Annotated in this window: 16 protein-coding genes; 2 read left to right on the forward strand and 14 right to left on the reverse strand. The window is 47.0% G+C overall.

Features of this window, described 5'->3' with window-relative positions:
* Nucleotides 1-139: 139 nt before the first annotated feature.
* The 6 genes from WH46_RS01690 to WH46_RS01710 form a co-directional block, all read right to left on the reverse strand.
* On the reverse strand, nt 140-874 hold the full coding sequence (locus tag WH46_RS01690; protein WP_046225469.1) for a Bax inhibitor-1/YccA family protein: 735 nt from the start codon (nt 872-874) through the stop codon (nt 140-142).
* Nucleotides 875-977: 103 nt separating this feature from the next.
* Nucleotides 978-1,583, reverse strand: coding sequence for a DUF4269 domain-containing protein (locus tag WH46_RS01695; protein ID WP_231584264.1), 606 nt, complete (start codon nt 1,581-1,583; stop codon nt 978-980).
* A gap of 111 nt (nt 1,584-1,694) precedes the next feature.
* Complete coding sequence (gene msrA / locus WH46_RS01700; protein ID WP_046225724.1) at nt 1,695-2,216, reverse strand: peptide-methionine (S)-S-oxide reductase MsrA; 522 nt, start codon at nt 2,214-2,216, stop codon at nt 1,695-1,697.
* Between the two features lie 168 nt (nt 2,217-2,384).
* Entirely contained in the window at nt 2,385-3,053 is a 669-nt protein-coding gene (locus WH46_RS01705; protein WP_046225470.1) for a DUF2238 domain-containing protein, read from the reverse strand.
* Nucleotides 3,054-3,218: 165 nt separating this feature from the next.
* Nucleotides 3,219-3,344, reverse strand: coding sequence for a hypothetical protein (locus WH46_RS24460; protein ID WP_017811404.1), 126 nt, complete (start codon nt 3,342-3,344; stop codon nt 3,219-3,221).
* A 225-nt stretch (nt 3,345-3,569) separates the two neighbouring features.
* Complete coding sequence (locus WH46_RS01710) at nt 3,570-4,046, reverse strand: GNAT family N-acetyltransferase (protein WP_046225471.1); 477 nt, start codon at nt 4,044-4,046, stop codon at nt 3,570-3,572.
* Between the two features lie 242 nt (nt 4,047-4,288).
* Here WH46_RS01710 and WH46_RS01715 point away from each other — a divergent pair, with 242 nt between their 5' ends.
* Entirely contained in the window at nt 4,289-5,575 is a 1,287-nt protein-coding gene (locus WH46_RS01715) for a CYP152 family fatty-acid peroxygenase CypC (protein WP_046225472.1), read from the forward strand.
* Nucleotides 5,576-5,744: 169 nt separating this feature from the next.
* Nucleotides 5,745-6,299 carry a hypothetical protein gene (locus WH46_RS01720; RefSeq protein WP_017811407.1) on the forward strand — a complete coding sequence of 185 codons (555 nt, stop codon included), beginning with the start codon at nt 5,745-5,747 and terminating at the stop codon, nt 6,297-6,299.
* A gap of 95 nt (nt 6,300-6,394) precedes the next feature.
* Here WH46_RS01720 and WH46_RS01725 read toward each other — a convergent pair whose 3' ends face one another.
* The 8 genes from WH46_RS01725 to WH46_RS01760 all read right to left on the reverse strand — a co-directional run bounded on the left by WH46_RS01725 (nt 6,395) and on the right by WH46_RS01760 (nt 14,237).
* On the reverse strand, nt 6,395-6,871 hold the full coding sequence (locus WH46_RS01725) for a DinB family protein (protein WP_017811408.1): 477 nt from the start codon (nt 6,869-6,871) through the stop codon (nt 6,395-6,397).
* Between the two features lie 191 nt (nt 6,872-7,062).
* The gene (locus WH46_RS01730) at nt 7,063-7,722 is read right to left on the reverse strand and encodes a nitroreductase (protein ID WP_017811409.1); all 660 of its coding nucleotides are present in this window, start codon (nt 7,720-7,722) and stop codon (nt 7,063-7,065) included.
* Between the two features lie 116 nt (nt 7,723-7,838).
* Nucleotides 7,839-8,906: a hypothetical protein gene (locus WH46_RS01735; protein ID WP_046225473.1), complete on the reverse strand. Its 1,068-nt coding sequence runs from the start codon at nt 8,904-8,906 to the stop codon at nt 7,839-7,841.
* A gap of 162 nt (nt 8,907-9,068) precedes the next feature.
* Nucleotides 9,069-10,130: a hypothetical protein gene (locus WH46_RS01740; protein ID WP_017811411.1), complete on the reverse strand. Its 1,062-nt coding sequence runs from the start codon at nt 10,128-10,130 to the stop codon at nt 9,069-9,071.
* 2 nt (nt 10,131-10,132) lie between these two features.
* Nucleotides 10,133-11,221, reverse strand: coding sequence for a hypothetical protein (locus WH46_RS01745; protein WP_017811412.1), 1,089 nt, complete (start codon nt 11,219-11,221; stop codon nt 10,133-10,135).
* Nucleotides 11,218-13,047, reverse strand: coding sequence for an HSP90 family protein (locus tag WH46_RS01750; RefSeq protein WP_046225474.1), 1,830 nt, complete (start codon nt 13,045-13,047; stop codon nt 11,218-11,220). Before WH46_RS01750 ends, WH46_RS01745 begins: the two co-directional genes overlap by 4 nt.
* 64 nt (nt 13,048-13,111) lie before the next feature.
* Nucleotides 13,112-13,594 (reverse strand): DUF7716 domain-containing protein, encoded by a 483-nt coding sequence (locus tag WH46_RS01755; protein ID WP_046225475.1) that lies wholly within the window; start codon nt 13,592-13,594, stop codon nt 13,112-13,114.
* 1 nt (nt 13,595) lies between these two features.
* Nucleotides 13,596-14,237 carry a hypothetical protein gene (locus WH46_RS01760; protein WP_017811415.1) on the reverse strand — a complete coding sequence of 214 codons (642 nt, stop codon included), beginning with the start codon at nt 14,235-14,237 and terminating at the stop codon, nt 13,596-13,598.
* Nucleotides 14,238-14,756 lie beyond the last annotated feature (519 nt).

Here is a 14,756-nt window from a genome sequence, read left to right on the forward strand (position 1 = left end):
ATATATCCAATGTAGATAACGACATGCCAAAAAGCCTGCATTCCCGCTGGCTAGACCCTTGTTACACAAGAGCAGATCAGCAGAAATACAGGCTTTGATCACGTTACATTTTACTTATTATAGATGGCTGAATAAGGGATCAATCCCGACTTGCCAGCTTGCTGAGCAGTCTCAGAATCTCCACGTACATCCAGATTACCGTTACCATCAGACCGAATGCTCCATACCACTCCATGTATTTCGGCAGTCCTGCCTGAGCCGATTCTTCGATCGTCCGGAAATCGAGCAGCAGGTTGGCAGCTGCCACGATAACTACAAATACACTGATTCCGATGCCAAGCCAGCCGGTATCATGAATATAAGGTACACTCATTCCAAAAAAGCTCAGCACAAAATTAATCAGATACACAAAAGCAATGGCCAGCGTACAGAGCATAATACCCATAGCCAGTCCGGGAGTCACACGTACGATGCGTGTTGCATACAGCAGCAGCATAAAGAACAGGATACCGACTGTAATTAGAACGGCATTGAGCGCAATACCGGGATAGACCATCTCGACCATCGCCGACAGACCACCCAGCGCCAGTCCGTTGACAATCACATACAGCGGCGCTGTGACCGGAGCAATTTTCGGAAAAAATGTAGTAGGCAGTGCAATCACCAGACTGCCGATCATGCCGACGATCATGTAAGTACGGATGTCTTCACCCTTGTTAAATAAGTACCATGTGTACGCAGCGGATAGTATAAGCAGTACGGTGAGTACGAGTGCCTTACCTGCCGCGCCGGCAATGGTCATAGACTCTCTCTGATCATAGTCTCTTTCTTCCGAGAATGCCCTGCTGTTAAATACAGGATTTTTCAAAGCCATGAAATCATCTCTTTTCCTCAATTAAGAATAAAATGCATACTTTATTATTAACGGTATTTCTTCCTGAAAATTGAATAATGCTCCACCAACGAAGACAAATCTACTATGTCAGATTAGCCTGAATGATGAACTGCTGCAGCTGTTCATCGCTCCATTCGTACAGGAGGAGCAGCTCTTCATACGGGTCTCCGGCAATAGACAGATAGTCGGCAAATGCTGGCTCGGTCTTCATGCCCTGCTGTTTGCGCAGACGAATCTGCTGACGTCCCTGATCGCCGAGATGTTCCAGCAAGCGCTGTTCCATCACCATATGACGGAATCCATTTTGCTGCTCGACTGCACGAGGCTGAGCAAATACTTCGATCTCCCATTCTTCATACATCCAGCGTACAATAGTACACATTAACCCGTCTACTTCGCAGCGATTCAGCATCCAATCGGTCATATGACTATAATGCTCGATCAGTATGGCTTCAAACGTATCGGGATCATGTACTTCGCATAGGATATCCAAATCGCTGCTGCCAATATCAATATCAAGTGGAATCGTTCCGGCCAGTACCGGATCATAGGCAGACAGGACAGAGAACAGATCCAGATGCAGCAGCACCTGATAGGCAGAGCGCTGCCTTGTATTGCCGCTTGCCAGATAAGCGGTCTGTCTGAATATACGCTCTATACGAAGAATCGCTTCCGGTGTATTCATCATATTGCCTCCAGTATGACACACAAATAACGGTACAAAGTATCTGCTCGCGTTCCTGACGGAATGTGAAGAAAGATTCTTGTACCGTTATATGCTGTAATTTATGGATTAACCCTAATTCTCCCAGTGCTCGTTGATAAATTCATCACGGCCGGACTTTTCACGGTCTTCCTTGTAATGCTTGGTGTTCTTTTTGTGGTAATCCTGATGGTATTCTTCAGCCGGATAAAACACGTCGGCAGGCAGAATCTCGGTTACAACCGGCTTGTCGCCAAACCGTCCGCTTGCTCCGACTTCCGCTTTGGTCTTTTGGGCCAGTTCCTGCTGCTCATCATTATGATAGAAAATAGCAGTACGATACTGCGAACCACGGTCATGAAATTGTCCGCCATCATCGGTCGGATCAATCTGCGGCCAGTACAGTTCCAGCAGACGCTCATAAGGGAACAACTCCGGATCAAACGTAATTTCCACTACTTCATAATGACCGGTATTGCCGGTCTTGACCTGCTCATAAGTCGGGTTCTTCACATGTCCGCCAGTGTAACCGGATATGATACCATGAATGCCGGGCAATTCCTCAAATGGAGTAACCATGCACCAGAAGCATCCGCCAGCGAATGTTGCTTTTTGCAATTCTGCCATATCGATTTATCCTTTCAGCTGTAAATTGGGTGTCTCTATATCATACCATTTTCAAAACGGAACGTCTGCTTGAACAGCCTGGAGCAGACGAAGATACAGAGATAGCGCCTCTCTATTGCTTCCCTGTCATCTTCCTCATTATAACGTATTACGGAGAAATTACTTGTCTTCATTGGAAGTCGTCCGGGAACGCTCCATGCGACGCAGCTCGGCATTGTGATAGCGGCTGAACAGCAGCAGGGCAGCGACAGCACCGAGCAGGGCAAATGTCATATCCCACTGCGTATCCCACACGTCGCCCTGTGTACCGAGAAAAGCTTCGGCTGCTGTGCCGGTAATTCCTGCTACTGCAAATTCAATCAGTTCATAAGCAGCACTAATCGCCATACAAATCGAGATTACAATTGTCACCAGCCATTTCCCCGGACGAAGCCGCGATGTACGAAGCAGCATTTCTCTTACAATCATCGCTGGAACAAATCCCTGTATAAAATGACCCAGTCGATCATAGTAATTGCGCTCCAGATGCAGACTATCCCGCAGCCAGTTGAACAGCGGCATCTCGGCATAGGTATAGTGCCCGCCAATCATCAGAATAATCATATGCAGCGCAATAAGACTGTAGACGAGACCCGTCAACTGAAACCGCCGATAAGTCAGCAGCAGAATCGCACCGCCAATAAGCGCCGGGAATACTTCCAATATCCATGTGAACCAGTCATGCGGATGAATAGCTGACCAGACCAGCACCGCTACTGTCACAGCCAGTAGTACAATATGCAGCTTTTGTTCCCGCCTTTGCTTCTTCCCTGTACGTAATCTGTTCATTTCCGGAACTTCTCCTTTGGCAGAATAGGATGAAAAGGATCTGTTATGTAGGTAGGATCTTCAGTGGTGCCATTGTAACATACAACAGAACAAACAAAAGCCACAAATCCAGGCTTGGCCCTCGGATCTGCAGCTGATTTGGCATTCATTATATGTCTGTAGCTATTATTCTTCTTCTCTTGGGATGTAGACGACAAAACCGCTGTCTTCACAATACACGTCACCGAATTGATAGATCCCGCTTCGGCTGACGAACAGCCATTCCAGTACTTTTTGAATGGTTTGCAGCATGAGAGTCCCTCCCGTAAATGAAATAAAACCTTAATGGTTTAAGCACATTCTACGGGGGGAGCCGGCATTGTGTCAATCACTATTTTTGTAAAAATATGTTAAGACAATTATCGTTATATTAACTGTGTGTAAACATATTAGTTAAAACGGCTTAATCGCATATGCAGCAAGGGATTATAGACATTAATAAATGTTGTATTTGTCTATAAAAATCACAATATTGCGTTATAAATTAAACTCTTTTTCATAGATAATAACTTCCATATTATCCCGTGTAATTGAATGTTTTACATACTGAAAGTTCTGTCGTTTCCAGAATATATGTGCAGGTTCATTTTCAATATTTACAGCCAGACGAAAAGCCTGAACCCCCTGGTGAATCAGCCGCTGTTCAAATGCCTGAAAAGCCTGGTTACCCTGCCCTTTGCCCTGACAGGATTTATCGATCATAAACAGTCCCAGCCATGGATAGCCATCATTCGGATTTAATGAAAGGTACTCCACGATGCCGATCGGCTGATCATCGCTGCAGATCACATAGCGTTCTGCTCCAAGCTGTATCGTCTCCTCCACTTCCTGCTGTATTTCCTCGGCGGTCAGCTGTTCCCTGCCTTTGATAATACGATTGTAAAATGGATTGGAATTAATGATCGACAGTTCCACTTCCAGCAGATCAGGTGATGTGCTTACAAATGTAATCATATTCTCCTCCTCGGAATCGGTAATGGGTGTGAGATACATGGAATGATTACTGCCAGCAAGCGCTCGTACTGAATTTTACCATATTAATGTTAGATGCCAGTGGATCAGAGGTAATACATGGATGACAGCATCAAGGATTGCGCAAAACGGTCATTACACTGGTTATATACCTCTTTTTATTTGACTTGACTTTGCACTCATATCTAAAATATCGAATTTCTACACAAAGGAGACAGCCTATTATGACGAATGACAACTCTATTCCTCGTGATCATACACTGGAGGGCGGAATTGGACTGCTTTCGGAAGGTTATGAATTTGCCATGAAACGTCGTCAGGAATTCCAGTCCGATATTTTCCAGACCCGTATGCTGGGACAAAAAGCAATCTGTATCGGTGGCAAGGAAGGTGCCGAATTATTTTATAATGAAGAGTTATTCCAGCGCGGCGGTGCCATTCCCAAGCGTATCCAGAAATCACTATTCGGTGAAAAAGGAGTACAGACACTTGATGGACAGGCTCATGCTCACCGCAAAAAGTTGTTCATGTCCCTCATGTCGCCTGAGCGTCTGAATGAAATTGCCGAACTCGTCGAGCAGCAATGGGAAGCGGCTGCGCTGAAGTGGCAAAGTACAGATCAGCTGGTATTATTTGACGAAGCCCAGCAGGTGATGTGCCGTGCGGCCTGTCAGTGGGCAGGTGTTCCTTTGCAGGAAAGCGATGTGAAGCAGGTCGCTGATGATCTGGGTGATATGGTTGAGTCATTCGGAGCGGTAGGTATGCGCCATCGCCGCGGCAGGCAGGCTCGCCGCCGTACAGAGAAGTGGGTATCACATCTGATTGAGCAGATTCGTGAAGGTGAGCTGGAGGCTCCGGAACAGACAGCAGCCCACGCCATGTCCTGGCACCGTGATACCGAAGCGAATCTTCTGGATACCCAGACGGCAGCTGTAGAGTTAATCAATATTATTCGTCCGATTGTAGCGATTGGTCGTTATGTAGTATTCAGCGCGGTCGCTCTGCATGACTATCCGGAAGCCCGGCACAAACTGGTACAGTCATTGCAGACGGGTGACCCTACCTACAGTCAATGGTTTGTACAGGAAGTGCGCCGATTTTATCCCTTCACTCCGATTCTCGGTGCACAGGTACGCAAAGACTTTACGTGGAAAGATTATTCTTTTGAAGAAGGAACGATGGTACTGCTGGATGTATACGGCACCACTCATGATGAGAAGCTGTGGCAGCAGGCAGATACGTTTGAGCCGGAACGGTTCGAACACTGGAGCGGCAGTCCGTTCGATCTGATTCCCCAGGGAGGCGGCGATCACTACCGTAATCATCGCTGCGCCGGCGAATGGCTGACGATTGATGTGATGCGTGTCAGTCTGGAGTTCCTGACCACCCGTATCACTTATGAAGTTCCTCCGCAGGATCTGACCATCGATCTGTCCCGGATGCCTGCCATTCCGGAGAGCCGGTTTGTGATGAGCGATGTGCAGGTACAGCCGAAGAATGCCGGGTCCTGAGTAGTACGTCTATACTGTGCCATCATAATTGCCATATCCTACAGCATTTACAAAAGCTGCTTGCTGCATATAGTGCAGGGGCAGCTTTTTGCTCAATAGATTCGGCGCATACGATTTTGTAGAAATAGGGTAATATTATTCATAACCTATAGTTCAGGAGGAAACTGTTATGCCGCATAATACACAGCATGTCCCCTATGGATACGAGCCGCCTGTCGAGAAGTTCAGGGGTACACTGATCTACTACGATTCATTCCAGAACACAACAGACGAAGAATTGGAACAGGCGGCAGCTATCGCCGATCAGATGCGTTTCGATCGGCTGGTTCTCTATCCGCTGCATGAACAGACCGTCAAACGAATGTCCAAAACGCCAGTCTCTCCTTTTTACAAACGTGAAGATCGGCTGCATGAATGGCGGCAGGATACCGGACGCAAGGATATTATGATCGAGAGCTGGGAAGGCAAACGCAAAAAATATACTCCCATCGAAGCGGCTCTGCGCACACTGACCGATCATTATACTTCCCCCTACTTTCTCCTGATGACGCCGGATATGGCCAATCAGTTCGCTTCCTTTTCCACTTTTGAAGAATGGATTGTCAAAGTCAGTCTCGTACTGACCGAGCGGCCAAAGCAGCTTCATCCCCGATTGGAAAAATATGCTTCACGCTGGCGGGTAGCGGGAGAAACGCGCAGCAAAGATGCTGCCTCTGATTCCTAATGTCAGCGACCGCGACCCATCGGGTTCCCAGGCTATACCGGATATAAATTCATAATCACAGTCATCCTGCCTGTTACCGGGCCGAATGGCTGTTTTTAGTCCGGTAAAATCTCCTGTAGATGTTCACTCCCGAGCATTTGGCGGAAATGATGGATCATATGGGCGATATAATCCATTGCCAGCCATTTTAGAGTTAGTTCCTGTCCGCTGCGGGTCAGGCATGTCTTCTCGTAATCTTCCTTTGGAATCTGATTCAGTAGCGTAGCAATCTGCAGATTACGCGTCATCCAGAGCAGAATGAGATCCTGCTGATCATAACTGTTCTGATAATCATTCAGCTCCACCCAGCGATCCTGATCATAATCGGTCAGCCGCACAGGTTCTTCCGACAGCGCAATACTGACAAACCGGATATAATTATGCGAAGCCGAATCGCAAAGATGCCCAAGAGTTTCCTTTTGCGACCACTGCCCGGCATGGGGTTTGGCGCTAAATAGATCCGGCGGAATATCATTTAATTTCCCCTGAAAATAGATGACCAGTTCCTGCAATCTGTGACTGAGCGTATTCATATACAGCACTCCTCGCTTGGAATTTGTGAAGACGGAGAATGTTCTGAATCCAACTTTATCAAAATTATAGCACATAATAAAAAGCTGTCCGCTACATGAGCAGACAGCTTCTTTGTTCAGGCATGGATAACGTATGATCGGAAATCATGAGGTTTCTCCATAAGCCAGAATTATCTATTGGATTACTGCGATTACTCGCTAAAATGAATATTTTCGCCAATCGGTACACGGGAACTTACCGGTCTGTTGTACGGATGTTCCTGGTCTTCATAACCAAGCATCACACCAACCATAATCCGCTGATGATCGGGGATACCCAGAATCTCGCGCAAAATATGCGGATAAGATACCGAACTGGCTGCCGGTGTGGAACCCAGTCCATGCTGCGCGGCTGCCAGCATCAGATTACCGGCATAAATGCCTGCATCCAGTGTAGACCATTCCGTCAAATTGCGATCCTGACAGATAAACGCAGCTACCGGTGCATTGAAAAAGTAAAAGTTATTGCGCCAGTTCTCTTCACGTGCCTGCTGATCGTCGCGTGCGATGCCGCTCTGCTCGAATACTTTGGCATAGGCTGCATTCATCCGCTCCTGAATATATTCCGGCCATACTGCAGGCCAGGGCATATTTGCATCATCAGCCGGAATTTTCTCATCATAGGCCTGCAGATTGGCAGTACGCAATCTTTCCAGCGTCTCTCCTGTTGCAACGTATACTTCCCATGGCTGTGAATTCGCCCAGGAAGGAGATTTTTGAGCATCTTCCAGTACACGGATCAACACTTCGTGAGGTACCGGTTTGGATGTATATTTACGAACTGTTTTGCGCTGATCGAAGATATTGCTCATGATAATGATTCCTCCTCTGAATGTATGGAGACGATTGGTTAAGTAGCTATACTGAATAAGAAGACACTTTATTGCTGACAACTATAATAGTTACAATTAAATAGCAGCTTATCCTATTATACCTGATTATGTTGTGATAACAAATATATAGTCTCCATATCATGAGCTATTCGCATCTCCAGACGTGTCCGAAGATTATAAAAATCCTGTAGTCCGCAATAATCCATGCCAAGCCGCTTGATGATCAGCCCAATAATCGAATCATCATAGTCAGGGGTACTCCAGTGATAGAGAGCATGATAAATCTCTTCTGCCGTCTCCTGATTAGGATGAAGAACAGACAGGGATAACCTCCGATATTGCAGCTTCTCGCATAACATCTGGTATAGTACATCCAGCTGATATTCCATCCGCTGCCGATCTTCCGTATCCGTCAGTGTATGCCGTACATCATCAATCAGATCTGTAAACGTCAATCCTACATGACTCATCGCTCTATACATCCATACACAGGTTCCGGTACCTGTATCATGAGCCTCCCAGTAAGGACTCCATAATATCTGTCGTATCCATTCGCGATACTCTGGTCCATATAAGGCAATACCCAGTACCAATCCTGCATTGCAGTCAATAGAAGCCTGCTGTTCTCCCCAGTGATATAACTTCGGAATCAGCGAAGCATCTGCCACCTGGCTGGATAGAGCAGGCAAAAACTCATTAAACAGAGACTGTCCCATTGTCTCTTCGATTGTTCTTCGCAGTATAGCTGCTTCTTTATCATCAAGCTGCAGTTGCAGCAGTCCAAGACAGGCTCTAGTCTGCCACTCCCAGCTCTTACTGTCGTCGAGCGCATAATGAAGCAGGCTGCCCACTGCCTCCTGCACGCCGAGGTAACCACAGGCAGTCAGTATATCTCCCGGTAGTCCAACACGCAGCCGGCCTTCTGTAAAAGCCCATCGATACAATTCCAGTCCCAGCTCCCGATCACCCAGCTTACATAAACCTTCCAGTAGATTAATATAGTCCCAGTCTTCGGGATGAGTAATAAAGCAGTGATACAGCGCATGGGCATCCTCGATATTGCCGTACTTGATAATCATATGCAGCATGGTCTCATACCAGACGGATTCTCTGCTCGTATTCTGTTCCAGCTCCATGATCAATTGCCGGGTAATCGTTAGCATCGGGGAAACTTCCTTTCTAATATAAGGGATTAGTTACATTTCTGAAGAACATGCCTGTCGATCATAACAGTCTTATCATATAAAAAGGCGCTCATCTGAGCGCCCTTTCCCATACCATCATACGGCTACGCCAATCAAAATCTTTTCATCGATCATTTCCATTTATCTTGGCAGCGTCTGAAGATACGTCACATAATATTGGTTGTGATTACGCTGATCCAGTTTGCGGGCAGTTTCCAGTGCCATTTCACTATACTGGGCAGCCAATTTGTTCACATCTGTCGCATGCTCCGGGTACGGGTAAAAAGAAGGAATCTTCACATTGAAGTTGACCTGCTCCTCGGCCAGACGCCGGAATAATGCTGCTGCATAACCATGGAACAGCATATTATCGAGCGGATCTTCATGTTCTGCGGTCCAGGAGATATGTTTCTCAAACAATTCCAGTGCCTTGAACGGATCGGTTACGGTCAGGTATCCGATCTGTTCTCCTATACAGCGCAAAAAGTCATGATTATCCTTGGTCAGCCGATATCCTTTTTTCTGATATTTCTCTGCTTCCTGGTGACGCCCCAGACGGTGCAGGGGCAGCAGTACCTTGGACAAGGTCAGATGCGGAATCTCTGCACAGGTCATTTTCCCGGTCAGAATAGGCTGCGCCGCCTGAAGCAGCTGCTCATCATCACCAAGACGCATATAATATTCGACAAATTCATTCTGCTCACAGGCTTCGCAGTCACTCATTCCGTCCCGTTCCATCGGTCGGAGCTGCTGCAGGAACTGTCCCGCTTCCTCCAACTGACCGGATTGCAGAGCCAGTGTAAAGCGGTAGTACCAGTAGGTCCGGTCATTATAGCCGTGTTCCTGATACCGGCGCCGCATATCTTCCAACAGATTATCGATCTGTGCCCGCTCAATCTCCGGGAAACAGAGCAGATTATCTACGATCCATTTATACGACCAGAGCAGCGGATAATCATAATATTCCTCCGGATTCTTGTCATACTGACCAAGCTGCCAGGAGAAAGCGACCAGCGCTTTGCGCGGATATCCGCTAAATGTAGCCGTCTCGACAATCTCCCCACGAATTTCGTATCCGGCATCGACTTCGCCCAGACTGTCAGCGATCCGCGCCGCTTCATCCAGCAGTTCCAATTTGGCATGTCCATTGGGTAATTGATATGCCTCATCCAGCAATTCTTCGTAACTTCGTTCTGTATTCATAGTTAATTAATAGCCTCCGTTCCCCTGATATATTGATGAATCCTGTCGGTATAATACGAATTGCCATTTCGCTTATCAAATCGGGCTGCGGTATCCAGTGCCTGTTGCAGTACATAATCCGCTAGTGCACCGACATCTGCTTTATCACCCGTATAACCATATTCCATAGGCAGACGGATTTGATAGTGCACATCCGTCTCCTTGCTAAGACGCCGCAGCAGACCAGCTACATGCATACTGAACATCATGGCTTCCAGTGCACTCTCATGATCAATCAGCCAATCTGCATGACGTTCGAACAGATCCAAGCCGAGAAATGGATCGGTATGGGTAAGATAGCCAATATGTTCACCTATCGACTGCAAATAATCACGATTGCTTGCGATATTCGCATAATTACGACTGCGATAATTTTCCGCTTCGGCTGTACGTCCCAAATGGTAAAAAGGCAGCAGCAGTGAAGCAATGGTCTGATGAGGAACCGTAGTACAGCTCATTGTCCCCTGCAAAATAGGTTCGGCTGCCTGCAAAGCTTCTTCATGTCTGCCCAGTATGATATAGTGATCCACCAGTTCATCCTGCTCGCAGGCAGAGCAGTCACTCATCTGATCACGCGGCAGCTGCAGAACAAGCTTCATATAGTCATCCGCCTGCTCCAGCTCTCCGACGTACAGATGCAGGGTATACAGATTGGAGTAATACGTGCGGTCACTATAACCAGCCGCCTGGTAACGTACACGCATATCGTCTATCAGTTCCTGCAGCTGCTCCCGGCTGATCTCTGGAAAATCGATAGCATTGACAAAGATCCATTTGTACGACCAGAGCAGATTATGCTGATTGTATGCCTGCGGATTCTGATCATACTGACCAAGCATCCACGAATAATGAATCATTGCTTTACGGGGATAGCCGCTGAATATCGCTGCTTCCACCAGCTCGCTGCGCACCATGTATCCCGCTTCGATATGTCCCTGATGATCCGCAATCCGTACTGCCTGCTCCAGAAGTTCAACCTTGGTCCGACTGTCTGGCAGTTCAAGCGCCTCTCTGTACAGCGCCAGAATTTCCGGATCAATCGGTGTACTCATAGCGAGTCTCCTTTGCCACCTGCAGACAATCCCCATTCGATAAATCGCAGAATGCCCTGATTCAGGACAGCCATCTCCTGCTTGTTCATTGGATAGTGGCCCATCATGAGTGAATTAACATATAACATCTCGATCGCTACCTGCATCATCTCCTCGCTACCCGGCTGGAAAATGCGTCCAACTACCGGATTGTCCAGATTCAGATACAGCGTCGAATACGCCGACTGCTGCATCGTGGATCCCAGTGAACCGAGAATTGAAGAAAGCGTATCTGTACTTACTTCCTTGGCAGCTTCAAGAGAACGCAGATCCGAAGATTCCTTGGATAGGGTAAACAGTGCCGGCAACTCGGATGGTTTGAACCGCTTCAACTGGATCTGACAACGGAAACGCTGCAGAGCCATATCGGCAAGCCGTGTTTTCTCATAGTATTCCTTGCGTTCCTGCGGTGTCAGATCGGTAAAGGACATGGATACATCTTCCGGCAGCAGACGCTCGGTTACTACCTGTGCATTGACTTCGGGCAGCAGCGCCATTAGCTCGGCATCATAGATGTACCCACCATTAACTACCAGCAAGGATTGTGCCGAAGCCACATGAATGATCTGACGATATTCGTCCAGTGTCAGTGTATAGTGAATATGATCATGCTCCTTGAGCATTTCGCCCAGAGTACGCCGTCCATAGGTCGTCTCGAACGGCAGCCAGCGGTGAACGATCCGGTAGAACTCGGCATCTTCGGTTGCCAGTGCCTTCATCGACAGGGCATGCAGCTGGATAATATGCTGCAACCGGTCAGGATCATAGTCCGCCATGCGCATCAGCTCGCTGCGGATGGCTTCGCCCAGCTCATCACGTACTTCTTCCAATCTTTCATTTTCATAAAAATGTTCACGTGATGCTGTCGGCTGCAGTTCATCGGTCCAGATCAGACACTTCACAAAAAAGGCCCAATCCGGCAAAATATTCTCTGCTTTGTCGGAGACAAGCATGTATTTGAGATAAACCTGATGGGAACGCTTGGCATTCAGATTGACTGCATATGGCAGCACATAGGCAATCCCTCCTGTCCGACCGGAAGCCGTACGCAGTGGAATAAAGTCTCTGAACTGCTCTCCCATTAATCGTTCGCCATACTGTAATACTTCTTCCCGATTACTGCGGGCCAGATCCGGTTCCTGAATCCAGACCGGACGGTAATCATTGATCACTTTGCTGGATGTGCCATCATTGAATGTAATCGGATAAGGCAGCAACGCTCCATAGTAGTACAGGCCACGCTCGAGCTCCTGTGGTTCATAATACATTTCACTGCCTGTCTTGCAGCGCAGGTATACCTTGGTTCCTGCCGATAAATCCGTTTCCAGGGTACGGATACTGTATGTACCATCCGGCTGTCCACGCCATTCCAGCGTAGGTCCACCCTTGGCGGAGCGAGTCACCATGACAATCTCGTCACTCACCATAAAGCAGGACAGCAGACCAATACCGAATCGCCCGATAAACGTCGTCTCTCCAGTAAAAGCAGCCTCGCCACGCTTGGAAGACTGACCGATTTGTGCCAAAAACTCATGAATATCTTCCTCGGTCAGACCGACACCATTATCTTCGATAATCAGTGTGGAATTTGCACCGCTTCCGGCGAGCTCGATATGCACCTTGCCTTGATAATCCGTCTCCAGCTGGTTACGTGCCGTAATGGCATCCACTGCATTTTGCATCACTTCACGCAGGAATACCCGCGGATTACTGTATAGATGATTGGATAAAATATTGATCATGCCGCTCAGGTTCACCTGAAAACGATAATTATTCTGATTGCTCATAAGTACTCTCCATTCTCACCTGAAATGTGAATATCTATTTTTCTTTCGGATGCGGAGCCTGTGATTATATGTCTTTGGACTGCTTGTGTTCAGCGACCTGATGAAGCACATCTATAGCTTGGATCCGGCTTGCCACTTGATCGTAATCCAGAAAAGCATCGTATTCGTAATAATAATTTAATGCCATCACAATCATCGTGAGCGATATCGGCTGTTTCGCCTGCTTGAGTACATCGATCACATCTTCAAATGTAGCAAGTTCCAACCATGTCTGGACACCTTGCTCCGCAAACCTGGCAGGCAGTATGTCCTCACGATCATTTTGTACCGTCAGCCCTTGTTCTTCCTGCTCCCCGAGCCATTCTTCACTAAAATAATAGATGGGTGTGTGGAGCGGATCTTCATTCCAGTGCTCCACATCGGTATAGAGCCATTCATTATGCAGCTGCCCATGCATAGCGACCAATTCCTGTAGATTCCCGAATGTCATGCTATCCGGACGGGTTCTGCGGTTATAATCCGCCATCCGATCTTCGTATCGACTCAACTTATCCCTCTTTTCTGCCGGAAGACGGACTGTGTTTCATCTGCATTTTGCGCAGCAGCCTGACGATTCCATCGCGGTTTTTGGCTTCTTTCATGTATTTGGGTATAGGATGGGAAGCTGTGCGGATAACCTGAAAATACATGGAATTCTCGCGCAGATCTGCAGAGATATAGTCCAGCAGATAGCTCAGATGCTCCCGATTCAGTGCCCACACCTGTTGTCCACGATAATCATCCATGAAATACAGTTCCAAATTAAAATAAGGCTCTCTACCCTGATAAATCTCCGGCATCTGCCAGTAGCCGGTATCCTGCTTGCGAACAGCAACGCGGTTAACCCTATTACAATGGGGACATGGAAAATGAACCTGCTTTTGACCGAATTGTCGCCGGTTATGCAGCGGCTGGTTGAACCACCTCTCGCAATGTGTACATATTGCAGCTACCGAGTAAGCATATCGCGGCTGTTGTCTTGATTGATACAGGCATGATGAACAGCGCACGATAACTTCTTGTTCATCTGATAGATAGCGAATACTGGCTGGTCCTTCGCACTGAGAACATTTGACGATAATTTCACCGCCGCTGTTCAGGATCGCATAGATGGAATAAGGCATTCCGACAGGATCTTTGAAACGTTTCACCTTTGCACCTCCCTTGACAGGTTATGTCTCCATAACCGGTTAGCTGAATAGGCGTATTATCCATAGCCGTTGCTATATCCAGAATTACATTCCAGTTCTCTCCTTATTCCTGCTATTTAACAGGATATATTACTTCTAAGTATACCGATGTATCCGGTGAGTAACAACCTGATTACCGACTTCACCTAAATGGTTAAACAGAATAGAAGCTGCTATTTTATGAATCAATATGTATTACGATTCTCTAACATCATTCTGCTTATTCACTCATTTTCCGCCAAAAATATGAATTTTTATGACTGTATGTAACCGTTTGTGAATGAACAATAATTGCTATTTACCGAATTATCTTGTAATCAATATAAATTGAACAAATTATTTAGCAACCCACTAATTTCGACCTAATCATTCTCGTTGCTTCATACGATAATAAGTAGTATCCAGGTAATTCAATGACTTATTAAATTGATAAGTCTATGACAAAGAAAATTACCGAAAACGAATTTGGACGTGGAGGCA

The sequence above is a fragment of the Paenibacillus dauci genome (genome assembly GCF_000971985.1).
Taxonomy (GTDB): Bacteria; Bacillota; Bacilli; order Paenibacillales; family Paenibacillaceae; genus Saccharibacillus; species Saccharibacillus dauci.

Bases quoted from the DNA above. Each gene is read 5' to 3' on its own strand.
- WH46_RS24460 (WP_017811404.1), bottom strand. From the start codon at position 3,344: ATGCTGCAAACCATTCAAAAAGTACTGGAATGGCTGTTCGTCAGCCGA.
- WH46_RS01695 (WP_231584264.1), bottom strand. From the start codon at position 1,583: ATGATGAATACACCGGAAGCGATTCTTCGTATAGAGCGTATATTCAGA.
- WH46_RS01730 (WP_017811409.1), bottom strand. From the start codon at position 7,722: ATGAGCAATATCTTCGATCAGCGCAAAACAGTTCGTAAATATACATCC.
- WH46_RS01745 (WP_017811412.1), bottom strand. From the start codon at position 11,221: ATGAGTACACCGATTGATCCGGAAATTCTGGCGCTGTACAGAGAGGCG.
- WH46_RS01725 (WP_017811408.1), bottom strand. From the start codon at position 6,871: ATGAATACGCTCAGTCACAGATTGCAGGAACTGGTCATCTATTTTCAG.
- WH46_RS01735 (WP_046225473.1), bottom strand. From the start codon at position 8,906: ATGCTAACGATTACCCGGCAATTGATCATGGAGCTGGAACAGAATACG.
- WH46_RS01720 (WP_017811407.1), top strand. From the start codon at position 5,745: ATGCCGCATAATACACAGCATGTCCCCTATGGATACGAGCCGCCTGTC.
- WH46_RS01705 (WP_046225470.1), bottom strand. From the start codon at position 3,053: ATGAACAGATTACGTACAGGGAAGAAGCAAAGGCGGGAACAAAAGCTG.
- WH46_RS01740 (WP_017811411.1), bottom strand. From the start codon at position 10,130: ATGAATACAGAACGAAGTTACGAAGAATTGCTGGATGAGGCATATCAA.
- WH46_RS01690 (WP_046225469.1), bottom strand. From the start codon at position 874: ATGGCTTTGAAAAATCCTGTATTTAACAGCAGGGCATTCTCGGAAGAA.
- WH46_RS01710 (WP_046225471.1), bottom strand. From the start codon at position 4,046: ATGATTACATTTGTAAGCACATCACCTGATCTGCTGGAAGTGGAACTG.
- WH46_RS01715 (WP_046225472.1), top strand. From the start codon at position 4,289: ATGACGAATGACAACTCTATTCCTCGTGATCATACACTGGAGGGCGGA.
- WH46_RS01750 (WP_046225474.1), bottom strand. From the start codon at position 13,047: ATGAGCAATCAGAATAATTATCGTTTTCAGGTGAACCTGAGCGGCATG.